Annotated in this window: 17 protein-coding genes; 10 read left to right on the plus strand and 7 right to left on the minus strand. The window is 58.6% G+C overall.

What is annotated here, in order from left to right:
• Positions 1-40 precede the first annotated feature (40 nt).
• Complete coding sequence (locus ACYVGU_RS01470) at positions 41-469, minus strand: IPExxxVDY family protein (protein ID WP_460620601.1); 429 nt, start codon at positions 467-469, stop codon at positions 41-43.
• 162 nt (positions 470-631) lie between these two features.
• Here ACYVGU_RS01470 and ACYVGU_RS01475 point away from each other — a divergent pair, with 162 nt between their 5' ends.
• The 7 genes from ACYVGU_RS01475 (at position 632) to lgt (ending at position 7330) form a co-directional block, all read left to right on the plus strand.
• The gene (locus tag ACYVGU_RS01475) at positions 632-868 is read left to right on the plus strand and encodes an acyl carrier protein (RefSeq protein WP_019948606.1); all 237 of its coding nucleotides are present in this window, start codon (positions 632-634) and stop codon (positions 866-868) included.
• 104 nt (positions 869-972) lie between these two features.
• Positions 973-2226, plus strand: coding sequence for a beta-ketoacyl-ACP synthase II (fabF, locus tag ACYVGU_RS01480; RefSeq protein ID WP_460620602.1), 1254 nt, complete (start codon positions 973-975; stop codon positions 2224-2226).
• A complete protein-coding gene (gene rnc / locus ACYVGU_RS01485) occupies positions 2226-2975 on the plus strand; it encodes a ribonuclease III family protein (protein ID WP_460612834.1) in 750 nt (249 codons plus the stop codon). Before fabF ends, rnc begins: the two co-directional genes overlap by 1 nt.
• 194 nt (positions 2976-3169) lie before the next feature.
• Entirely contained in the window at positions 3170-5104 is a 1935-nt protein-coding gene (gene nadE / locus ACYVGU_RS01490; RefSeq protein WP_460620603.1) for a glutamine-dependent NAD(+) synthetase, read from the plus strand.
• Between the two features lie 201 nt (positions 5105-5305).
• The gene (locus ACYVGU_RS01495; protein ID WP_460620604.1) at positions 5306-5926 is read left to right on the plus strand and encodes an RNA polymerase sigma factor; all 621 of its coding nucleotides are present in this window, start codon (positions 5306-5308) and stop codon (positions 5924-5926) included.
• 4 nt (positions 5927-5930) lie between these two features.
• On the plus strand, positions 5931-6215 hold the full coding sequence (locus ACYVGU_RS01500) for a hypothetical protein (RefSeq protein ID WP_460620605.1): 285 nt from the start codon (positions 5931-5933) through the stop codon (positions 6213-6215).
• A gap of 122 nt (positions 6216-6337) precedes the next feature.
• A complete protein-coding gene (gene lgt / locus ACYVGU_RS01505) occupies positions 6338-7330 on the plus strand; it encodes a prolipoprotein diacylglyceryl transferase (RefSeq protein WP_460620607.1) in 993 nt (330 codons plus the stop codon).
• A gap of 89 nt (positions 7331-7419) precedes the next feature.
• Here the strand turns inward: lgt and fbaA are convergent, their stop codons facing one another.
• The 3 genes from fbaA to yidD all read right to left on the minus strand — a co-directional run bounded on the left by fbaA (position 7420) and on the right by yidD (position 9935).
• Positions 7420-8508 carry a class II fructose-bisphosphate aldolase gene (gene fbaA / locus ACYVGU_RS01510; RefSeq protein WP_460613135.1) on the minus strand — a complete coding sequence of 363 codons (1089 nt, stop codon included), beginning with the start codon at positions 8506-8508 and terminating at the stop codon, positions 7420-7422.
• Positions 8509-8675: 167 nt separating this feature from the next.
• Positions 8676-9584: a hypothetical protein gene (locus ACYVGU_RS01515; protein WP_460620608.1), complete on the minus strand. Its 909-nt coding sequence runs from the start codon at positions 9582-9584 to the stop codon at positions 8676-8678.
• Positions 9585-9713: 129 nt separating this feature from the next.
• Entirely contained in the window at positions 9714-9935 is a 222-nt protein-coding gene (yidD, locus tag ACYVGU_RS01520; protein WP_460620609.1) for a membrane protein insertion efficiency factor YidD, read from the minus strand.
• A gap of 135 nt (positions 9936-10070) precedes the next feature.
• Between yidD and ACYVGU_RS01525 the strand changes: the two genes are divergently transcribed.
• From ACYVGU_RS01525 to ACYVGU_RS01535, 3 genes are all read left to right on the plus strand, one after another.
• Entirely contained in the window at positions 10071-12377 is a 2307-nt protein-coding gene (locus ACYVGU_RS01525; RefSeq protein ID WP_460620610.1) for a S46 family peptidase, read from the plus strand.
• A gap of 308 nt (positions 12378-12685) precedes the next feature.
• Positions 12686-13588 carry a PorV/PorQ family protein gene (locus ACYVGU_RS01530; protein ID WP_460620611.1) on the plus strand — a complete coding sequence of 301 codons (903 nt, stop codon included), beginning with the start codon at positions 12686-12688 and terminating at the stop codon, positions 13586-13588.
• Positions 13585-15693: a ComEA family DNA-binding protein gene (locus ACYVGU_RS01535; protein ID WP_460620612.1), complete on the plus strand. Its 2109-nt coding sequence runs from the start codon at positions 13585-13587 to the stop codon at positions 15691-15693. The genes ACYVGU_RS01530 and ACYVGU_RS01535 overlap by 4 nt, the downstream gene beginning before the upstream one ends.
• Positions 15694-15790: 97 nt before the next feature.
• On the opposite strand, the gene ACYVGU_RS01540 is transcribed toward ACYVGU_RS01535, so the two are convergent.
• The 3 genes from ACYVGU_RS01540 to ACYVGU_RS01550 all read right to left on the minus strand — a co-directional run bounded on the left by ACYVGU_RS01540 (position 15791) and on the right by ACYVGU_RS01550 (position 23673).
• Positions 15791-19378: a reprolysin-like metallopeptidase gene (locus tag ACYVGU_RS01540; RefSeq protein ID WP_460620613.1), complete on the minus strand. Its 3588-nt coding sequence runs from the start codon at positions 19376-19378 to the stop codon at positions 15791-15793.
• A gap of 289 nt (positions 19379-19667) precedes the next feature.
• Entirely contained in the window at positions 19668-21626 is a 1959-nt protein-coding gene (locus ACYVGU_RS01545; protein ID WP_460620614.1) for a DUF3857 domain-containing protein, read from the minus strand.
• A 4-nt stretch (positions 21627-21630) separates the two neighbouring features.
• Positions 21631-23673 carry a DUF3857 domain-containing protein gene (locus ACYVGU_RS01550; protein ID WP_460620615.1) on the minus strand — a complete coding sequence of 681 codons (2043 nt, stop codon included), beginning with the start codon at positions 23671-23673 and terminating at the stop codon, positions 21631-21633.
• Positions 23674-23731: the final 58 nt, after the last annotated feature.

Here is a 23731-nt window from a genome sequence, read left to right on the forward strand (position 1 = left end):
GAGGCCTACGTTACGCTCAGGATGGCGGAGGTATTCAGGCTCAAAAGAGCAGATTTTCTTTGAATTTAAGGTCATTTGGGTCAAACTGGCTGACCAGTTGCACCTCAGGCAGCGCTGACAGCTGCACGATCAACTCTTCGGGCGAAAGTAATCCGGAGCCGCTGCTTACCTGTAGTAGGTAATCGTACTCTTTAATATCGGGGGCTAGAAAGGGCTTTTTCAGCGGCGACGGATCAAGGGAACGGTTGCGTAGCAGGCGTAGCGTGTAGTGCTCCGTAGCGTGCATATAGTTGCTGATGACTAGGCGGCCCTTCGCCAACAAGTCATACACAATGTCCTGTTGCTTAACCAGGCGCAGGTGCAACGCCCGGTTCAGTACCCAGGCCAGCGTGTGCTCCCGCGTTGAGGAAACAAGCCCGAACAGGTCGAACTCGCAGTCGTATTCCACATCCAGCGTAAGGGTTTTCATGGGCAGCGGCAAAGGAAAGGAAACGCAAAAATAAGCACCGCAGTACCCCCACGGAACTCCCCTGGCCATAATCTTGTACCCGGAAGATTAGGGGGATGAAGTTTGACAATGTTAGCGAAGATGGTGTTATTTGTGCCGAGTTTTCCTTAAACCCCCACGGAAATGTCTGAAATTGCAGAAAAAGTAAAAGCCATCATCATTGATAAACTCGGCGTAGAAGCTTCGGAAGTTACTCCAGAGGCTAGCTTCACCAACGATCTGGGCGCTGACTCGCTGGATACCGTAGAGCTCATCATGGAGTTCGAAAAAGAATTCAACGTGTCTATCCCCGATGATCAGGCCGAGAATATCGGTACCGTGGGCCAGGCTATCAGCTACCTCGAAGAGCACGCCAAGTAATTCGCGGCACGCTTTTCTACCCTTAAAGTGCTTACCGGCCGGCCTGCCGCCGGCCGTTTTGCTTTTCTACTGATTTCCTTTCTTTCGCTTCTCTGAGCCAGCCTATGTCTCTTCGGAGAGTTGTCGTGACCGGCCTGGGTGCCATAACCCCGCTGGGTAACACTGCCCCCGCATATTGGGAGGGCCTGCAAGCCGGCGTGAGCGGGGCCGCCCCCATCACCCGATTCGATGCCAGCAAGTTCAAGACTCGCTTCGCCTGCGAAGTGAAGAACTACAATCCGGATACGTACTTCCCCACCAAGGAAGGCCGGAAGATGGACATCTTCACCCAGTTTGCCCTGATTGCTGCCGATGAGGCCATTAAGGATGCCAAACTGGACGAAGAAGGCATTGATAAAGACCGGGTAGGGGTTATTTGGGGCTCCGGTATCGGTGGTCTCACGTCCCTGCAAGCCGAGTGCATTGCCTTCGCCAACGGCGACGGTACCCCGCGTTTCAATCCTTTCTTCATCCCGAAGATGATTGCTGACAGCGCGTCGGGCAACATCTCTATCCGGCACAAGTTTCGCGGTCCGAACTTCGTAACCACCTCGGCCTGCGCTTCTTCTTCTGACTCCATCATCTCGGCCTTCAACTACATCCGCCTGAACATGGCTGATGTGGTAGTGACGGGTGGTTCGGAGGCGGCTATCACCGAATCGGGGGTAGGCGGCTTCAACGCCCTCAAGGCCATGAGCGAGCGGAACGACTCCCCGGAGCTAGCCTCACGCCCCTATGACAAGGAGCGCGATGGTTTTGTACTGGGCGAAGGAGCTGCTTCGCTGATTCTGGAGGAGTATGAGCACGCCAAAGCCCGCGGCGCCAAAATCTACGCCGAGCTGATTGGCGGGGGGATGTCGGCCGATGCCTACCATATTACGGCTCCGGACCCTGAGGGCAACGGCGTAGTACTGGTAATGCAGAACGCGCTGCGTGATGCAGGTATTAAGCCGGCTGATGTTGATTACATCAACACCCACGGCACCAGCACTCCACTAGGTGATGGAGCCGAGGTAAAAGCCATCCAGAAAGTGTTTGGCGAAGATGCCTACAACCTGAACATCAGCTCTACCAAGAGCATGACGGGGCACTTGCTAGGCGGTGCGGGCGCTATTGAAGCGGTAGCCTGCATTATGGCTATGCAGCACAATGTGGTGCCACCTACCATCAACCACTTCACCGACGACCCGGAACTGGACCCTAAGCTGAACTTCACGTTCAACAAGGCGCAGCCCCGCGAGGTGAATGTGGCCATGAGCAACACCTTCGGATTTGGCGGCCACAACACGTCCGTCATCTTCCGCAAACTCCGCGACTAATGCCCAGGCCCGGTCAGCCCCTGCCGTTGTTCGGCTTTTTCCGCCGACTGCTGGGTCGTGACCGGGCCTTCCGGCAAGCTATTGCCACCCTCACGGGCCATACGCCCGATAACGTGCGGTTGTATCAGCTGGCCTTTACGCATTCCTCGGTGGTGCGCCAGCAAGGCGACCAAGCGCGCCACCAAAGCAACGAGCGCCTAGAGTTTCTGGGCGATGCCGTGCTAGGCACGGTGGTAGCCGAATACCTGTTTCGGAAGTTCCCGTACGAGCAGGAAGGCTTCCTGACCGAGATGCGCAGCCGCATTGTAAATCGGGAAAGCCTAAACGCTATTGCCCTTAAAATTGGACTCGATAAACTGGTGCAGCTAGATGCGGCCCAGGGCCGGGCAGCCAGGTCGCGCTCCGTGAATGGCAATGCCCTAGAAGCCTTAGTGGGCGCAGTTTATTTAGATCAGGGTTACAAAACAGCCCGTAAGTTTGTGCTCAGCCGCCTCATCAAGCCCTACGTGGATGTGAAGGCCATGACGCAGACTACCACCAACTTTAAAAGCAAGCTAATTGAGTGGGCCCAGCGCAACGGTAAAAACCTGCGCTACGACCTCACCGGCGAAGCGCGACCCGGCGGCGTGATGGAGTTTTCGGCTACGGTGCTGCTAGATGAAAATTCGGTGGCAACCGGCATGGGCCTATCCAAAAAGCAAGCCGAGCAACTAGCCGCCGAGCGGGCTTTGGAAGTACTAGGTGTGTAACCTAGCTAAACTAGGCGCTGGGTGCTTTGTCGTCGAAAAGTACTGGGTCTCTTGAGGTAATAAAGCTCCTATAGCCCTTGCTGGCACTAGGAGCTTTTGTTTTTCCGGGGTACATAGAATAGGCCAAATCAGATAGAGGCAACCTGAACAGCCGAAATGGAGTTGTTTTGCAGAACAAACTTCCTTCCTGACTTATGCGAATAGCCGGCGCCGCCCTCAACCAGATACCTTTCGACTGGACTCATAACCTCCGAACCATCCGCGAAGCCATTGAGCAGGCGAAAGCGGCTGGCGTAGAGCTGTTGTGTTTGCCCGAGCTATGCCTCACCGGCTATGGCTGCGAAGATTTGTTCTTAAGTGACTGGCTGCCAGAATCGGCGCTGGCGCACCTGCAGCAAATCCGGCCCTGGACGGAAGGCATTTGTGTGGTAGTGGGCTTACCCGTGCGCCTAAACCACCGGACGTATAATACCGCCGCCGTGCTGCGTGATGGGCAGATTCTGGGTTTTGCTGCCAAGCAGTTTCTGGCCAATGATGGCGTGCACTACGAGCCTCGCTTCTTCCACCCTTGGCCGGCCGGCGAAACTACCACGGTGCAATGGGAAGGAGAGGAGTGGACCCTTGGTGACATGATTTTTGAGCACAAAGGCGTCAAGTTCGGCTTTGAAATATGTGAGGATGCGTGGCGACCCGACGACGTGCGGCCCGCCTGCCGCCTACGCGGCCGGGTGGATATGATTGTAAACCCTTCGGCCAGCCATTTTGCCATGAGCAAAACGGACTTGCGCTATAAGCTGGTGCTGAATGCCTCACGCAATTTTAACTGCACCTACCTCTACGCCAATTTACTAGGCAACGAAGCCGGCCGGATCGTGTACGACGGCGAGATTCTGGTGGCGCGCAATGGGCACTTGCTGCTGCGCAATCAGCTCATGAGCTTCAAGGAAGTAGATATGGAGTGCGTGGATGTGGATTTCACCACCGAGCAAGTGCGCGCTGAGGAAATTCAGCCGTTGCCCGTTCCGGATGAGTACCGGGAGCTAAATCAGGCGCTGAGCTTGGCCTTGTTTGACTACCTGCGTAAAGCGCGCAGCCGTGGCTTTGTGCTGAGCCTAAGCGGAGGCGCCGACTCTGTGATGTGCGCCGTAGCCGTGGCCGAGCTGGTGCGCCTAGGCACCACTGAAATCGGAACCGCGGAGTTTATGCGCCGCTCCGGCTGCTTTACCACTGAGGAAATCGAGCGACTAGCTGGCCCGGCGGCTCCAACCCCCGATCAGAACACGCCCGGCCCCAAGGATGCCTCCTACACGGAGCCTAGCCCCGATCAGGCCGCCATCAACAAAGAGCTAACCCGTCGCTTGCTCACGTGCGCCTATCAAGGCACCGTTAATTCTTCCGACGATACGTTTAACTCAGCCAAAGAGCTAGCCGATTCCATTGGGGCCGTGTTCTACAACTGGACCATTGACGACGAAGTAACCGGTTACGTGGGCAAAATTGAGCATGCGCTAGGCCGGGAGCTGACCTGGAAAACCGATGACCTAGCTCTACAGAACATTCAGGCCCGGGTGCGCGCCCCTAGCATCTGGCTGCTGGCCAACGTGCAGAATTGCTTGCTCATGACGACTTCGAACCGCTCGGAGGCTAGTGTGGGCTACTGCACCATGGATGGCGACACGGCCGGCTCCATCTCGCCCATTGCCGGCGTAGATAAGGACTTCGTGAAAAAGTGGCTGCGTTGGGCTGAAACGGAGCTAAACTACCCGGCACTACGACATGTGAATAGTTTGCAACCCACTGCCGAGCTGCGCCCCCTGGAAGACAAGCAAACCGACGAGCGCGACCTGATGCCGTACGTGCTGCTCAACCGCATCGAGCGCCTAGCTTTCTACGACCGGTTAAGCCCTAAACAGGTGCTAGCAACGTTGGTGCAAGAAACCCCTGATGCCGATGCCGAGCAGCTGAAGACCTACGTGAAGCGTTTCTATAGCCTTTGGAGCCGCAATCAATGGAAACGCGAGCGGTATGCGCCAGCTTTCCACCTCGACGATTACAACGTAGATCCGCGCTCCTGGCTGCGCTTCCCTATTTTGAGCGGCGGCTACACGGAGGAGTTGAATCAGTTATAGGTGCCAGGTAGCTGAGGCTGCGGTAGAAGGCAGGATGTTTTTTATATTTCTATTTAAGTACTAGGTAGTTAAAAGAAATATGGCCGCATTGGCGCAAGTTTTACGCGCCAATGCGGCCTAAGCAGATGTACCCTCAGTCGTCACCGGAAAAACCGGGTGCTGTCAAGGTATCGTTTCTTCCGTTCACTTCTCGCTTCGCTGGTGTATACCCTTCCGCTGCCTGTCGCTCACCGCGTTGTTTCTCCTGAGCACTGCTCCGCTGGTTCTATCGATGCTGAGTTGGTAGCTCACCTGCAACAGGGAAGCGAAGAGGCGTTTCGCACGCTGGTAGAACGGTATCAACATCGTATTTACCGCACCGTGCTGGCTCTGCTACGGTCGCCGGAAGATGCCGAAGACGTAGCCCAGGAAGTGTTCGTGGAAGTCTACCGAACCATCGGCCGGTTTCGGGGTGAGGCGGCCCTGAGTACGTGGCTGTATCGGTTGGCCACTTCGCGGGCTCTGAAACATCAGCAACGGGCTCGGGCGCAGAAGCGCTTTGCCTATTTAACCAGTCTGCTAGGCTTCGATAACCAAGTGTTGCATGAGCCGGCTGACCATGCGCACCCGCAGGCGCAACTAGAGGGGCAGCAGCAAGTAGAGGTGTTACGCGCCCACATTGCCCGCCTGCCCGCCCAGCAACAGGTAGCCTTCACGCTACGCCACGAGCAGGAACTGAGCTACGAGGAAATAGCAGCGGTTCTTAACACTACGGTGCCAGCCGTAGAGTCGCTGCTGTTTCGCGCCCGCAAAACGCTCCGCAATCATCTTAACCTTCTCTAGCGCCATGCCTGATTCTGCCACTCGCCTCACTCCCGATGAAGAATGGGAAAACCTGCTGCACCAATGGCGTACTCAGCAGCATTCCCAACCGCGGCCTTTCTTCTACAGTCGGGTGCGCGCCCGGCTTACTGGCGAGGCAGCAGTGGCGCCTCAGCTGCTGCCTACTTGGCTGCGCTGGCCCAGCTACGCCGTTATGCTGGGGTTTATACTGCTGCTGAGCGGCGACGGCACTGTGGTGCGCTCCGGTGAGCCAGCCGGCCAGGGGCAAACCTATCCTGGCGGCCGATAAGCCTGTTTACCCGCTCACTGCTGGGCCTACTTGCCATATTCCGCGCTTGCCTTGGCGTAACACTATAGGCACAGCTGAAACCCTTTCCGTACTTTCGGACCTCTAATCCTTTCTTTCTGCTTATGAGTTTCCTGAGCGCCATTCTGTGGAGCCCCAATCCTATCCTCGCGGAAATCGGGCCGCTAACCCTGCGTTGGTATGGCCTGCTGTTTATGTCGGGCTTTGTGGTAGGCACCTTTATTCTGGGCCACGTCTACAAATCCGAGAAGGTGTCGCCACGCTGGGTGGATGTCATTACCATTTATGTGCTGCTGGGTACCGTGCTGGGTGCCCGTCTTGGCCACGTGTTTTTCTATGATTGGGCTTCGTACAAAGACCAGCCATGGGAAATCCTGAAGATCTGGCATGGCGGCCTGGCCAGCCACGGCGCTACTATCGGTATCATCTTCGCGGTGTGGTTGTTCAGCCGCAACAATAAGTTTGATTGGCTTTGGACGCTCGACCGGATTGTGCTGGTAGTAGCGGTGGGCGGCGCCCTCATTCGGATAGGTAACCTGATGAACTCCGAAATTGTAGGCCGCCCGACCGATGTTCCCTGGGCCTTCGTGTTCCCACGCGACGTAGAGCACCTGCAGAAAGCCACCGCCGACCAAGCCGTTCCGGCCGGTTCTGTAGCCGTACAGCGGGCGCGCCAGGCCGATGGCGAAGTAACCTTCGAAACGCAACCAGCCGGCGCTACTGTGGCCTCCGGCACGGAGGTAGCCGTACCGCGCCACCCCACCCAAATTTACGAGTCGCTGTTCTGCGTAGTGTTGTTCGCGCTGCTCTACAGCATGTGGAACCGCACCAAGGAGCGCACGCCGCGCGGTCAGCTGTTTGGCTTGTTTGTGGTGCTGCTGTTCTCGTTCCGCTTTATGGTAGAGTTCCTCAAGGAAGACCAGGTAGCGTTTGAGCAGGACATGAGCCTGAACATGGGCCAATGGCTAAGCGTACCGCTGATTTTCATTGGCCTGTGGGTAGTATGGCGCGCCGGCAAAGACCCGCAAAACCCCTACGGCTACGCCCCCCGCGACCTGGAAGAGGAAGAAGCCAAAGCCGCTATCCAGACTCGCTAGGGTAGAACTGGCCCCCAACCCCATCAGCATACAAAAAGCCCCTTGCTCATGTGAGCAAGGGGCTTTTGCTTAAGTGGCTACCTAGTAAACTAGGGGCGACGATTCACCGCGTTCAGGTCTTCGAAAGCCGACTTCAGGCGCGTAACAAAGGTTTTTTCGCCTTCCCGCAGCCATACGCGCGGGTCGTAGTATTTCTTATTCGGCGAGTCTTCGCCGGTGGGGTTACCAATCTGGCTTTGCAGGAAGCCTTCGTTCTTCTGATAGTAGTTCTTGATACCATCCCAGAACGCCCACTGCAGGTCTGTGTCGATGTTCATCTTGATGGCACCGTAGCTGATAGCCTCGCGGATTTCCTCCTGCGACGAGCCCGAGCCACCGTGGAACACAAAGTTGATGGGGCGCTCGTCCTGCAGGTTGTACTTCTCCTTCACAAACTCCTGCGAGTTTTTCAGGATGACTGGCTGCAGCTTCACGTTGCCGGGCTTGTACACACCATGCACGTTGCCGAAAGCAGCGGCAATGGTAAAGCGCGGGCTAATTTTGCTCAGCTCCTCGTAGGCGTAGGCCACTTCTGAAGGCTGGGTGTACAGCTTGCTAGAGTCCACGTCGGAGTTGTCCACGCCATCTTCCTCGCCGCCGGTTACGCCTAGCTCAATTTCCAGGGTCATGCCCATTTTGGCCATGCGCTCCAGGTACTCCTTGCACACCTCAATGTTCTCCTCAATCGGCTCTTCCGAGAGGTCGAGCATGTGGGAGCTGAACAGGGGCTGGCCGTACTGCGCGAAGTGCTTTTCGCCGGCTTCCAGCAAGCCATCAATCCAGGGTAGCAGCTTTTTAGCCGCGTGGTCGGTGTGCAGAATCACAGGAACACCGTAGGCTTCGGCCATCAGGTGCACGTGCTGCGCACCCGAGATGCCGCCGGCAATGCTGGCCTGCTGCTTATCGTTGGGCAGGCCTTTGCCCGCGAAGAACTGGGCGCCACCATTGGAAAACTGAATAATAACCGGCGAGTTTAGGTCTCGGGCGGCTTCCAGCACAGCGTTTACCGTGTCGGTGCCCGTTACGTTCACGGCGGGCAGCGCGTAGCCATTGGCTTTGGCGTGTTCGAAGAGCTGCTGCACTTCGTCGCCGTGCAGCACGCCGGCGCGCAGGCCGGTGAGGGTGGTTTGTTCAGCCATTGGTTGGATGATGGTGACGCAGGCTAGGGAAAGGCCGCGCCGGGTTTTGGTATCTAAAGCCAAACTTAAGGAAAGAATAGGGCCTATCCACAGCCTAACCTCCAACAGAAGAAAACCTTCTGCTGCAAGCCGCCCTGGATAGGCCCCGAAACGTGAGCATGCTGGCCCTAAAACGCGTATTTATACAAAGCCCCCTGTTCGCTGCTAATATAAAGAGTGCTATCATCTGTGAACACGGCACCTTCGGTCTGGCCAGCACCTTTCAGCGAAATCCGCTGGGGTGTTGCCTTCAGCAGTTCTTCAAAGCTGCCGCCTTCCAGCACAAACATTTCCTGGCGGGCCAAAAGCACCAACCGTTTACCGTTCGGGCTAAGGGCAGCATCCGTTACTTCACCCGGAATGGCTAGCTTGGTAACGGCTTTTGCGGTGTAGGAGCCCGGCTGATCGGGCACAGAATACACTTTGCTGGTCTGGCCCTGGCCCCGGTCTTTGGTGAATAGATAGATGTTGCCTGCGTGCCAGAGGGTAGCCTCACAGTCGAAGTTCTGGTCGGCTTTAGCCGGCGGAAAATCCTGCTGATCGGGGTACTTTAGCTTGATTTCCTGGACTTGCTTCGGGTTACTAGGGTTGAGGCGGTAGATAACCAGGTCGCGGCGGTTGTTATTGTTGTTGCCCACGTCGCCGATATAGAGGTTGCCCTGCGGGTCGCGCGCAATACTTTCCCAGTCGTCGCCTTCCACCGGAACGGGCAGCTCGCTGAGCGTGCGGCCCTGGGCATTAATCTTAAAGAGAATGGGGCGCGCGCCTTCGTCGCCGTGCGTGTAAAAGGTGTTGGGAGCGCCGGCTAGGGCCAGACCCGAGCTTTCGGGCACTCCATCCATATTGCCCAAGCGGGTAAGGTTGGCGATATCTGCCACGCCTTTTCCTTTCTTACCCTTCTTCTTGCCCGATTTTCCACCTGACTTCTCGCTTACTTCGCCCCCCATCGGCTCGTCGGCCGCGTTTTTGGTTTGAGCTTCGGAACAGCTGCTGAGCAGAAAGGCCGCCACAGCGGCGGCAGAAAATAAAGTGCGCATAAAGAGGTGGAGCAAACTGAAAAAAATGCTGCTGCAGCTACGCGCTACAACAGCAACACAACCGCTTATACGAGGAAAGAGTGAAAGGGTGAGGTTTGACCTTCTGCCGGGCCTAGGCGGGGTGGGCTCTTAGGGCACCGGGTCGTGGCCGTGCCCGCCCCAAGGGTGGCAGCGGCTGATGCGCCGCAACGCCAGCCGCCCCCCGCGCCACGGGCCGTACTTGGTTACTGCCTCCACAGCGTAGGCCGAGCAGGTGGGCGTATAGCGGCAAGTAGCCGGTTTCAGGGGCGAAATCAGGTAGCGGTACACCCACAGCAGGCCCAGTAAAAGCTGACGGACTAGGTACGACATATCTGCAAAGAACCACAAACCCCACCGAATGATTGCGGCAGATGGTTAGCGCGACGTTGCCCTTCGCAGCATTTCGTAAATTCGGCCGCCGGCCTGGCCGGTATCATTCCTTTCCCTTACTCTACTATCCCACCCATGCGTACTAATCATTGGGCGAAAGCCCTGCTCCTGACGCTGCTGCTGCCCCTGGCGGCCCACGCCGATGAAGGCATGTGGCTGCCCCTCTTCGTGAAGCGTCTCAACCAGGCCAACATGCAGAAGAAAGGCCTCAAGCTCACGGCGGAAGAAATCTACGATGTGAACAATGCCTCGCTGAAAGATGCGGTGGTGCAGCTTGGCGGCTTTTGCACCGGCGAGTTTGTGAGCAGCCAGGGCTTGCTCCTGACTAACCATCACTGCGGCTACGACGCCATCCAGAGCCACAGTACGCCCCAGAACAACATCCTGCAAAACGGTTTCTATGCCGCTACTAGGGCCGAGGAAAAGCAAAACCCCGGCTTGTTCGTGGATATTCTGGTGCGCATGGAAGACGTAACCGGCAAAGTGCTGGAAGGCCTCACGGCGGCTACTCCTGAGCAGGAGCGCATGGCTACCGTGCAGAAGCGCCAGCGCGAGCTAGCCGAAGCCGCCAAGGAAAACGGCCAGTACGTAGCCTATGTGCGCGACATGTTCGGCGGCAACGAGTACTACCTCTTCATTTATCAGCGTTTTGGCGATGTACGCCTAGTAGGCGCGCCGCCGGAAGCCGTGGGCAAGTTCGGCGGCGACACCGACAACTGGATGTGGCCACGCCACACCGGCGACTTCTCCATGTTCCGTGTGTATGCTGATAAGAACAACAAGCCCACTGCCGGCCCCCAGGAAGGCAACGTGCCCTACGTGCCCAAAAAGCACCTGCCCGTAAGCCTGCAAGGGGTAAATGAAGGCGATTTTGCGATGGTGTTCGGCTTTCCGGGCCGCACGCAGCGCTTTCTGCCCGCCGCCGGCCTGCAGCTCACCCTCGACCAGACTAACCCGGCCCGCATCAAGCTTCGCGATACCCGCCTGAAGCTGTGGAAGGAAGACATGGACCAGAACGCCGCACTGCGGCTGAAGTACGCCTCGAAATACGCCAACATTGCCAACTACTGGAAGTACTTTATCGGCCAGAATGAGGGCATGAAGCGCCTGAAAACCGTAGATGCCAAGAAAGCCGAAGAAGCGGCCCTGGCCCAGTGGATTGCCCAGGACCCCGCACGCCAGCAGCAGTACGGCGAGGCCCTGAACACCATCAACCAGGCATATGCGGGCATGCGGGAATATAACTTGAGCACGCAGTACGTGAACGAAGGCGCTTTCGGAACCGAAATTATTACGCTGGCGGCCCGAATGATGCCGCTGGCCAGCACCCTGAAAGCTACGCCCACTGATAAAGTAGCCATCAGCAAAGCCGTGGCCGAGGTGAAGGAGCCTGTAGCGGAGTACTTCAAGGACTATAATGCCGCTACCGATAAGAAGGTGTTTGCTGCTCTCATGAACCTGTACATGCAGGATGTGCCCAAAGCTCAGCAGCCTGATGTGTTCCAGACGGTGCAGAAGCAGTACGGCGGCTCCATGCAGAAGTACGCCGATTATGTGTTTGCCAACTCCTTCCTGACCTCGGAAGCCAAGGTGAATGCCTTCCTGGCCAACCCGACCCTAGCAAAATTGGAAGCCGATCCGGCCTACAAAACCTACCAGTCGGTGTACACCAACTATGTGCAGAACATTGTGCCCAAGCTGCAAGGCTTGCAGGCCGGACTGGGCCGGGCTAACCGCCAGTACGTAGCCGCCTTGCGCGAGAAAAACAGCACCAAGGTTTACTCACCCGATGCTAACTCCACTATACGCCTGAGCTACGGCTCGGTACGCCCCTACAAAGGCCGCGACGCCGTGGCTTACGACTACAAAACCACGGCGCAGGGCATCTTGGAGAAAGAAGATGCCAGCAACCCCGAGTTTGTGGTGCCTCAGAAAGAGTTGGAACTGCTGAAAATGAAAGATTATGGCCGTTTCGCGGATAAGCAAGGCAACCTGCCCGTGGCCTTCATCACTGACAACGACATTACGGGCGGCAACTCCGGCTCGCCCGTTATCAATGGCCGCGGCGAGCTGATCGGCCTGGCCTTCGATGGCAACTGGGAAGCCATGACCGGCGACCTGGCCTACGACCCCGAGCTGAAGCGCTGCATCAACGCCGATATTCGCTATGTGCTTTGGTGCATTGAGAAGCTGGGCGGTGCCAAGCACTTAGTAGATGAAATGACGGTAGTAAACAACGGCCCCAACCCCGGCGTTGGTGCTGCTACGGCCACTTCCGCCGCACCTGACATGAGCGACGTGGAAAAGATGAAGGTGAAAACCGACAAAGGCGGCAAAACCAAGATCAAACGCAAAAAGGAAAAGGACGCGGCTGTGCTGTAAGCGCTAGGCCCATTCAACCTCAAAGCCTCGGTACCACATGGTGCCGGGGCTTTTTTGTGTTTCTATAGCAAGCTTGAGGCAGCTGCTACTGAAAGTAAAACTCATAGAGGCAGAGGCCGCGCCACTACCTCAACCGTGCGGCGGTTTAGCTGAACAGTAGGGGTAGCAACGGCCCCAACCTGAGGTAAAGCTCCACATAACAAGCCCTGGGTAGCTGCGTAGTTTTTCTCCGGAAAGGTGGCTGGCGTGCTAGTAAGCTGCTTTTCTATCGTCCTGCTTGGTTGATGTTCGGCTGTTTACGTCAGTGTATGAGGAAGTTATATCTACCGTTCTTAGTGCTTAGTGGAATATGGTGTGGTGCGCAGGCCCAAGGCAATGGGCCAGGGGTGTGGGGTGCCCGGGCGGCCGGGCTGGGGCAAATAGGAACCGTACTGGAAGAGGATGGGTGGGCCGGCGCCGGCAATGCTGCTGCCCTAGGTAGCCTGAGGTTCCTAACCGTTGGGGTAGGGGCCGAAAACCGGTACCTGCTTCCGGCCCTGAACACTGTAGCGTTGGTGGCGGCCATGCCCCTAGGTCCTCGAAATGCCGCAACTGCTCCGGTAGCCGGAATTCCGGAGGCCATAGCGGCCGCTACTGCTCCGCGCTACGGCGTGCTGGGCTTTACGGCGCAACGCTTTGGCAGCAAACTGTACTCCGAACAGCGCCTGGGGCTGGGCTACGGCTACCGGCTGGGCACTGTGCGGGTTGGGGCGCGAGTAGAGGTGCTGCAAACCAGCTTCGAGGGGCTAGGCAGCCGACGCGTGGTAGCCGCCTCGCTGGGCGGGCAGGCCGATATCATTCCGCGCAAGCTCACCTTTGGCGCTACCCTCTATAACCTCAACCAAGCCCGTCTGGCGTCTTACCAGGATGAGCGAGTGCCCACCGTGCTGCGGGCCGGACTGGCGTGGCGAGCCTCTGAGAAAGTACTGCTGCTGGCCGAAACGGAGAAAGACGTGGAGCAGGACGCCGACTTTAAAGCTGGCCTGGAGTATGTGCCGGTGCCCGTGCTGTGGTTGCGCGCTGGCCTGTCGTCGCTGACGGGGCAGCTGACGGGCGGGGCTGGTTTTCAGGCCGGGCAGTTTCGGATTGACTACGCTGCCGGCTGGCACGAAGCGCTAGGGCTCAGCCAGCAAGTAAGTGTAGCGTGGCAGCATGAACTCAAGCAGCCATGAGGTTCCGGCTTGCCAAGGGGCTAGTGGCCTTCCTGCTGCTAACCCATACCGCCGGAGCCCAGGACTTCCAGCGCCCCGCCGTCCCCGACCTCGACCGCCTTACCCAGGAACTTTTCGCCGAAATCGAGAACGATGAAACGCCGTACGAGGACCTTTATGAAACACTGCTGCAGTGCTACCAGACGCCGCTTAACCTCAACACGGCCACCCGCGAAGAGCTGCGAGGCTTGCTGCTTTTCTCCGAAACCCAGATAACGAATCTGCTAGAGCACCGCCAGCGCACCGGCGCCTTCCTGAGCCTGTATGAGCTGCAAAGCGTGGATGGTCTGGACCTACGAACCATCTACCGGGCAGCTCCTTTTATTACGGTCGTGAACACGAATATGCAGGCCAGCCGGGGGCCACTCTGGCAGCGCGTGCTTCATGAGGATAACAATGCCCTATTTCTGCGCTACGAGCGCACGCTGCAAAGCCGAAAAGGATACGACAGCCCCGACACCGTGCGCGGAGGCCGGCCCGCAACCCGCTACCTCGGCTCCCCCGATAAACTGTTGGTGCGCTACCGCGTGAGCCATAGCAAAGACTTTAGCCTAGGATTTACGGCCGAAAAAGATGCCGGCGAGCAGCTCGCCTGGGACCCCACTACCCGTCGGTACGGCGCCGATTTTTACTCAGCGCACCTAGTAGTGCAGGAGCGGGGCCGCCTGAAAACGCTGGCTCTCGGCGACTACCAACTTCAGTTCGGGCAAGGGTTGCTGCTTTCGTCGGGGCTTTCGGTGGGGAAGGGGGCCGAAACGATTACAACCCTGCGCCGAAGTTCTGTAGGCGTGCGGCCCTACTCCTCGGTGCTGGAGAATACGTTTTTTCGCGGAGCAGCTGCTACGGTAGCGCTTTCGTCCACGGTACGCGCCACGGCGTTCGTCTCGCGCAAGCGCATTGATGCCTCTGTGCAGCAGGCCCAAGATTCGTTGGCTGACTTCAGCGAATTCTCCTCCGGGCTGCTGCTCACGGGCTTTCATCGCACGCCCACCGAGCTAGCGAACCGGCAGGTACTACGCGAAACCGTGGGCGGCGGCAACCTCAGCTACGCCAGCCGCAGCGGCGACCTGCAAGCCGGCCTTACCGCCATCGGGACGCATTTTGATAAGCCCCTGCAGCGCCGCGACGAGCCATACAATGCCTATGAGTTGCGGGGCCAGCGTACCCTAGCGCTCGGGGCTAACTACAGCTATGTATGGCGCAACCTGCTGCTGTTCGGCGAAACGGCCCGCAGCAGCAGTGGCGGCCTGGGCACTGTAAACGGACTGCTGGCCAGCCTAGCTCCTACGGTAGATGCTGCCGTACTTTACCGCCACTACGCGCCTGATTTCCATACCCTCTATGGTAACGCCCTCAGCGAAAACTCGCGCAACATCAATGAAAGCGGCTTATACCTGGGGCTGAAGTTGCGGCCGGTGGCGCGGTGGGAAGTCTCGGCATACTACGACCGGTTTCGGTTTCCGTGGCTGCGCTACCAAGCGGGGGCGCCCAGTACGGGCCACGACTGGCTGGTTCAGGTGGCGTTTACCCCTAGTAAAACCAACCTGCTTTACCTGCAGTTGCGCCAGCGCACCAAAGCCTATGATGCCGACACGCTACGGCCAGCGCCGCTGCTGGTGCCCACGCGCCGCCAAAGTTTGCTGCTCTTCTATGATTCCAGCCCCTTACCCATCCTCAGTCTGCGCACCCGCCTGCAGGGCACTGAGTATCGTGAAGACGAAGGCCCGGCCCGCCACGGCTACGTATTGGCCCAAGATATAACCTTGCATCCGGCGCGTCGGCTGCGCCTATCGGCCCGCTACGCCCTCTTCGATACCGATGATTACGATACGCGCCAGTATGTTTTTGAGCAGGATGTACTCTACGCTTTTTCCATTCCGGTTCTCTCGGGCCAGGGTACCCGCACCTATGTTCTGGCGCAGGTTGATGTCAACCGCCACCTCACCCTGTGGCTGCGCTACGCCGATACGCACTACCGCCATCAAAACACCGTCGGCTCTGGGCTAGATGAAATTCAGGGCGCGCGGCGGTCCGAGATAAAAGCCCAGCTCCGTTACCGGTTTTAGGCACCGCCCGAGGCAAAAACACTAGGTCCTGAAAACCAGCAAAGCGGCTCCGGATACTACCGGAGCCGCTTTGCTGGTTTGGTAAAAAGACTAGGGCTTATTGCTTCAGCAACTGTACCACGGCCGCGCCCTCGGGTAAGTCGAGATGCAGGTGGTAAAGCCCCGTGCTGAGGTGGCGCAAGTCCAGAGAATACTGCAACGTGGCGGTACCCTTCGTGAGGGTTTGCGCCGCTACCTGCCGGCCTAACGCATCAGTTACCCGCAGTGCTACCGGGCCGCGCTGGGCATTGGCCAGGCTAATGGTATACAGGCCAGTACTAGGGTTCGGATATACGTCAAGCCCATCTACCACTAGGGCACTGATAACGCCCGTAATTGTGGAAATGGTCTGGCAGCTTTCGTTGGAATACGCCGAGTTGCCGGTGGCATTTACGGCGCGCACGCGGTAGCAATACGTGCCGTTGGTGCTTACCTGATCAGTATAGGCCGTGATGTTGGCCGGTACGGTAGCAATACGGGCAAAGGCGCCCCCATTGCGGGCCCGCTCCACCTCGAAGCCCGTTTCATTGCCAGACTTATCCAGCCACAGCATATCAATGCTGGCTACGTTGTTGGTAAGGGTAGGCGTGAGGGTGGCCAGGGAGGTGGGGGCTGCCGGCAGCTCGCCTACCGTGCACAGCTCCAGGGTCCAACCCGTAAGGGTACCTCCGTTGCCGGCGGTGTTGTCCGTTACGCTCAGTGTCCAGTCGCCGGTGGCTGGCTCGTTCAGCAGGTCAGAAAAGGAGTTGGCGGGACGCACGGTTGCCCCACTGGCAAGGGGGCAGGCTATGGCTGCGGCTGCGGCTTCATCAAAAGTCAGGCTGAGATTAGCCGTGCCCGGGCAAGCGCGCGAGAACAAAACTACCCGCCGGCCAGCGGGGCTGGTCAGGGCTATTTCCAGCTCGCCCAAGTTGGGGTGCGTAATGGCCACGTTCCGGACCCGGATGGCCGACACCCGTTCTGCATTATCTATCCGGATAGACGAGTTAGCCGTAGAGGCGGCCGCCGTGGAAATGGTACGCGGAACCTGCGTGGCCGCTACGCTCAGGCAATTCTGGGTGCCCGTGGTAAAGGCTACCACCGCCGAGTACGGAGCGGTAGTGCAGGGGCTCAGGGCGCGTACGCGCACATAGTACGTGGTAGTGGGTTGCAGCGCCGTCGGATAGGTAAAGCTGGTGCCCGTGATACCCGTTTGGGTCAGCACTACATTCGTGAAGGCAGCATTGGTAGCTACCTGCACCTCATAGGCGGTGGCATTCGGAACGGCTCCCCACGTAAAGCGTGGCCGCAGGGTAGTAGTGCCACCCGCGGCAGGAGCTGTAATGGTGGCGGCTTGGGTAGCGGCCGGTAGCACCGTCAGGGGGATATCCAGCACCCTGACAACGCCGCCGCTGGTGCCCGTCAGCCGAATGATATACGTACCTGCCGCTGCAGTGCTGGTAGCGCTGAAGGTTGCCGTGGTGCTTGCCCCGGCTTGCACCGTGGCGCTGGCAAAACTCACGGTTACGCCGGCGGGCAGGTTGGTAGCGGCTAGGTCAACGGCGCCGCTGAAGTCCTGTAGTTTCCCCACTGCAATAGTGCGGGTGCTGGATGTTCCCGGGCAAAAAGAAAGTGGCACCACCCCGCAGCCTGCACCCTGCAAAAAGAAGGTGGGAGTAGTGGATGTCTGAACCGTGAAGTTCTGATTTGAGATGTCGAAGAAAATGCCGCCACTTGCCTGAACCCTGATGCGGGCCGTGCCGGTAGCCGTTACGCTAGCAGGTAGCGTCACGGTTTCGCAGCCGTCGTTGGGGGTGTTGGCCAGCAGCGTGGTAGGGTAGGTAAGGCCGCCGTTGGTTGAGAGCAGGATATCGACGTTGGCCGCGCTGATGGGCGCTTGGTTTGTGTTGGCCACGTTCCAGGTTACCTGCTGCGGAGCCCCCACCAACCACGTGGTGCCGGTGTTAGGCGCCGTAACTACAAAGGGCCCGGCTGTCCCAATCACGGCCACGCTCATGGAGTCGTAGTTGGTGCCGCCACCACCGGTGCGGTTGTCGCGGGCGACCAACCGGAAAATCAAGCGGCGCCCATAGCTAGGCAGCAGTTCGCCCCGGGTTTGGGTATTGTTGATGATATCTGAAAGGCGAGGAAAAGTGCGCGTTGGGGTCGAAATCGGAATAAATGCCCGGAAAATGGGCGCGTCGCCGGAAGGGGCGTTGGGTACGCCGGCTGGCCCCAGGTTAAATTCCTCCCACGAGTACGTCAGCGCATCCCCATCAGCATCAGTAGCCGAGCCCGTCAGCGTGAACGGCGTGCCCACCGGAACGGCGTAGTTGCGGCCCGCATTCACCACGGGTGGGGTGTTGCCGGTGGAGGTTTTTACCCCGCAATTGCCAGCGCCGTTGATGTGCGCTACAATCTGGTCGATGCTGTACGAGTGAAAATACGGGTCGGAGGTTGGCTGAATATCATCGGCGCCGCAAATGCCCGCGTAAGCCATAATCGTGCTGCCGGAGCCGGGCTCATACGCCGCCGTGTTCGAGCGGTTGCCGCCCCCGCAGTTTCCGGTCTGGCTATTGAAGGTGTGGTCGGCGCCAAACTGGTGGCCCATTTCGTGCGCTACGTAGTCTACATCGAAGGCATCGTTAATAGGCGAGGGAGAGCCGGTAACGCCGCGCGCCTTCCCCGATACGCACACCGAGGGCTTCTGGGCAATGCCGCCGCCGCCGGTGCTGAACACGTGACCGATATCGTAGTTGTTGTTGCCAATGCGCTCATCTACCGTGGTTTGGTTTTGGTTGAGCATGGCCGAGCCGCTGTTGTTGGTATACGGGTCGGTATCGGGGTCAAGAAAAATCAGCGTGTCGTTGTTGCCCACCAGCACCAGCCGTACGGCCAGCTCACGCTCATAAATGCCATTGATGCGGTTGATGGACGCTACCATGCCCGCCATTGCGCCTGCCACGGTACCGCCATGAAATGCCGTGTATTCGGCGGTGCAGGCCAGCGCCAACCGAAACGTGTGCAGCGTACCGCCATTGGCTACAGCCTGCCGGGCCGCCTTTGCCAGCGGGGCAGCCACGCCGATTTCCTCTGCCGCGGATGTTTCGCACACAAACGGAAACGCACCCCGGTTCATGGCGCGCCGCTCAAAAACCAGGTGCACGTTCTGGCCGCGTACGGCCGGATCAATGAAAACCGTTTTGTCGGGCGCCATAATCATGGCATGAAACCCATCAGGGCTGATATCGAGGCGGGCAGTTGCCACCGGGTCATCAATGCCCTGGGCCGCGTAGGTATGAATGCTAGGAAATTTGGCGGCCAGCTCCGGCGCCATCACCGGCGTCTGCACCACCCGAAACCGTTGCGAAGTGCCATCGGGCAGGGGCAGGGAAATAACCGTAGGGGAGTTGCGGGCCGCCACCGTGCGCTCAGTAGGGGCCGGGTTGAGGGCCGCCTGCAGGGTAGTAAGCTGAAAGGTAACGGAGCGGAAGTGCGACAACGGCTGAACTGCCTGCCGGGCCGCCGCGGGTAGCTGGGGCGCATCAGCCCATAGTACCCGTTGGGCGCTGGCTGTCGGAATAGAGGCTACCCAACTAGCTAACAGCACGCATCCGGTCAGGAATGGCTGCCAGGCCCATCGGCTAAGAGTAGGAGTTATTGGCATAGAGGCAGAAAAATCAAGCGAATACAAGCAGCAAAAAGCTGCTCTAATGTAAGGTTTTAGCTTCGGGCGGCGTAGGCTTCAGCCCTATAAATTTGGTGGAGTTTACCGCTCGGGGAGGGCTAGTAACTGCCTGCGTAGCGAGGCTGTTCTGCTGACAGGGAGCAGTTACTAGGTGTTCTGGCGGTGCAAAATGCCGCTGCACACAGGCTGGGCACCACAAAAAAACACGTCCGTCGGAATGCGGCGGACGTGTTCACGAGGTAAGCTATGCTGAAACTTCTGCGCAGTATTAGGCGTCGGTTTTCAGCAGTACCAACTGCGCTTTATCGGCCGCGCTGATCTTGCGCCGGAACTCCAGGTAGGCCGGATAATCGGTGCGGGAAAAGCGGGTGCGGGGCATTTGCAGCTGGCGGATGTACTGAATGGTGCCATCGGGCAGGGCCTGGTGCTGGCTCGAATACGTGCCAAACGGGGTGGTAAGCTTTACCGGGTTCGGGAGCTGCTCCGGGCGTAGGCTAGCCGGAATGTGCAGGCGTACCGTGTCGGTTTGGGTAAGTGCGTGGTCCAGCCACAAATCGGCCTGGCGCTCACCTACCGTGGCCGCTGGCGCCGAAAGCCGGCTCACTAGATTTGGCGTCACGAATACCCGCTTGCCACTTGGAGGTGCCAGGGAGGGTAGCGTCAGGGCCAGGTTTTCCGTTAGGCCCGGAATGGGCGCGCCGGGCGCTGTGTGGCGGAACGATACTTTGGTAAGTGTGAAGTTCGGTAGCTGCAACCGGCTGCTGACGTGCTTTTTCTGCTCGGCTAAATCGAGGCTGGTGATGCCCGAAATGGCGTCGTACTCCAGGCCGGTGCGCAAGGTGCGCAGGGTAGCCGTGGCATTTCCCTGCGCATCCAAGTACACATCAGCGAGTCGTTCGCGGCGGTTTTCAGCGGCACCGTAGCGTGGGGTGGGTACCAGCTTGCCGCCCTCGGGCAGCAGCAGCAGGGCGTGGCGGTTGCCCGTGAAGCCGCCCATGTAGCCGAAAGGATTGCTCTGGCTGGTGCATTCCAGCCACACGGTATCGGGCTTCGCACTTTTCTGCAGCGGCACGCACAGCACCACGTGGTTGAACTGGGAGCTGGGGAAATCCGTCCGGATATCCTGCTCATCAGAACCTGCTTTTACTAGGGCCGCGTGGGAGGTAATGCCGGCTACCCCAAGCAGCGCCTTGCAATAGTTGGTGAGGGCTTTGCAGTCGCCGTAGCCATTAGCAGCTACCGAGGAAGCCGGGAAGGTTTGCCACCCCCCGAGGCCTAGCTGAATGGAAATGTAGCGCGTGTTGGCCTGCAAAAACTCGTACACCTTCCGGATGCGGGCACGCTCATCTGCTTCGCCTTGTACCAGCGCCGTAATGCGGGCTTGCATCTCGGGCGGCAGCGCGTCACGACCGGCGTTCAGCTCGTAATTCCAGCGGCTCAGGTCGGCCCAGGAAGTGAGCTTGCCGGGGTGGCCTTGCACCTCAAACTGCGAGGGAGCGGTAAGCACAACGGGGGTAAGCTCGCCCACCGAAGGCGCATCGGGCTCCTCTTCGCGAGCGGCCAAGTCGTGCACCTGCCACTCATAAATTTCCTGGCTTCCTTGGGTGCGGCGCGCTAGGGCGGCTCCGGTCGGCAACCGCAGTTCTTGGTAGCGCAGGGCCATGCCCGTTGGCATCAGTACCTTAAAGGAGGCCTGCTCTACGCTGAGCTGCTCCACGGGCTGCGGCTGCCAGGTAGAGTAAAATAAGGGGTTGTCCGAAACCACCTCGTACTCAAACTCCGCCGTGTAAGGGTAGGTAGGCTGACTTAAATCGGCAACCCGGCCGCGGGCGTCGCTGGCCAGACTAAACCCATCCGAGAGGCTGATATCGTGCACATCGGCGGGGCGCAGCTGGCGTAGTAGGCGGCCGTTGGCATCGTATACGCTGCCGCGGAAATAGCTGATGCTGTTGAGCTGGCTATAGTACACCAGCTCACTGGCCCAGCGGGCACCGGCCTCATCAAGCACCGTAACGGCCCGCCGTACCGTTTCCACGGTGCGGCCAGCTGATTTTACTAGCAGCGTTTCCTCATGAAGCCGTACAATGGCGTGGGCATTTTCCCGCAGAGCAGCCGGCAGCGTGGCCACGGCATACTTGGGGGCAGGGCCATAGGCAGCCTGCGCCTGCGGCAGGCTGAACGACATGAGGGCCGCAACTGCGGCGAAGGGTAGCAAACGGGTACGCATCAGCTTATACTTTCTTCTTGAGGACCAACCGCTCACCCTGCTTAGCCATCATGCGGGCAAAAAACTCACGCAGGTAAGCATACTCCTCGGCTGAGTATTCCGGGCGCCCTAGGCTCATGCGGCTCATAATCTGGATGGTGCCCACACCGGGCTGCACGGCGTAGGTAAAGCGGCCGCCACCCTCCGGAATTTCAACCACCATGTTTTTGGGCGTTTCCTCCAACTCAAAGCCGGCGGGCAAGGTCACGTTCAACATAATGGTCTCATCAAGTCCGGCCCCGAAGTTCACCGGAAAACGGCGATTTTCGTGCAGGAAGGGGTTTTTGTCGGTGCCGAAGTCGCGGAGCGGGTTGAGGTAGATGGTGCCCACCGGTGCGTCGCCGCCGGCCGAGGCAAACTCGTAGTCAAGGGTGAGCGGGCGGTTAAGCACATCTTTTTCCTTGAATGTAAACTTAGGAATGCTCCAGCCTTCGTGGTTGGCGGTAAGTTCCTCCACGTATTTTTTCTCGCCCAACTTGCGGAGCTTATCCCGTTGATCGAAGGCCAGATAGCCGCCGTGTTCTTGGTGCACCTTGCCCGTAAGGCCGCCCTTGTCATCTACCAGAATATTGATCTGGCGGTAGGTGAGCATGCGCTCGGCGGGTTTCAGCTCTACCCAGCGCGAGTCGGTGGCTTTGGCCATTACAAGGCGGCCAATTCCGTTCAGGCAGCGGTAGGGCAGCATGCCGCAGGGTGCCAGCTCCTCGGTGGCATCAACCAGCATTTCCTTGCCTTCGGGCAGCGCTACGTGAGCAATCACGTAGTTGAAGCGGCTCATCAGGGGCACGTTAGTTTCCATGCGGCCGTGGTTGCGAGTGCTCAGCAGTACCGGGTTGGCCGTCAGGCCGGCTTCGCGCAGGGCCGCAATCAGCAGCAGGTTTACGTCGGCGGCCGAACCGGTTTTCTGGTCGTAGGCTCGGCGGATGTTACCCGAGGCCATTACGCCATTGTTGCCATTGTGCTTTACGGCTCGGCGTACTAGGTCATGAATGGCGGCAACCCGGAGAGCAGGGTCAGCATGCTGCGCCATGAGGGGCGTGAGCTGCTCTTTCAGAAAGCTAGCGCGGCTCAGCTGGGCCCCAAAGTTGTCTTCGTTGAGCAATTCTCGCTCAATTTTCTCCCAGGAGTTAGCTACGGGTTTGTACGCCTCGTTCGGCCACTTGGTGCCGGCCAGCTCAAAGTCGATTTTGGCGATGTAGTCGTTGGTGGTGGTCATGTAGGGCTCCTCGCGCATGGCCGGCACGTTCTTCATGGCCCACCGGTAGTTGGTCACGCGGGGCGTTACGGTTTCTGCGCCGCCTGATTCGCGGTTGCCACGCAAATCCGTACTCGCCGACCAACGGATGGTGTACTGGGTCAGGCCCTCGTTGCGCTCCTGTACTTCCAGCGGCTCATAGCCTTGCATCAGCATCTTGTAATCGAAGTACTCCGGAATGGCGGCGCGAAACTCGCTCCAGCGCACCGGAATATCCGACTGGAAGGTCCAGTCCTGAAAGTTGAAGGTAAACGCCGATGACACGGTGTAGGCAAACTCCACAATGGAGCCTTCGCGCACGTTGGGCATCGTAAACTTGCGGATGGTTACGTTCGGGGTGCTTTCCTCACGGAAAATGGACTCTGAGTTAAGCTTTTCCTTCACCACCTGCCCATTCGTGAGGTTGTAGGTGAAGCCTTTCAGGTTCATCAGCTTTTCCTCGGAGTTGCCGCGGTGGTAGAGCGGAATTTTGACGGTAGCGTAGTCGTAGCCAGCTTTCTTCAGGATTTTGATTCGGGCTACGCGCTCAAACACCACGCGAAAGCCCTCTTCCGCATACTCGAAGCGGGAACGGCCAAAGTCGCAGAGCACTACGGCAGGGGCGGTGCTGTCGGCCACGAAGTTTTCGGCGGTGAGGTCGCGCTCATCAATCTTCCCGAACTTAATCGGGTCGGTCTGGGCCTGCGCCAGCGATACGGACGCACCGCTGCAAATACCGGCTAGTACCAGCCGGCGGAGTAAAGGTTGAATCATATAAACTCAGGTAAAGTACTTGTGACGACAATGGATACATTTCCTGGCTTCGCCTCCT

It is taken from the genome of Hymenobacter tenuis, assembly GCF_054780495.1.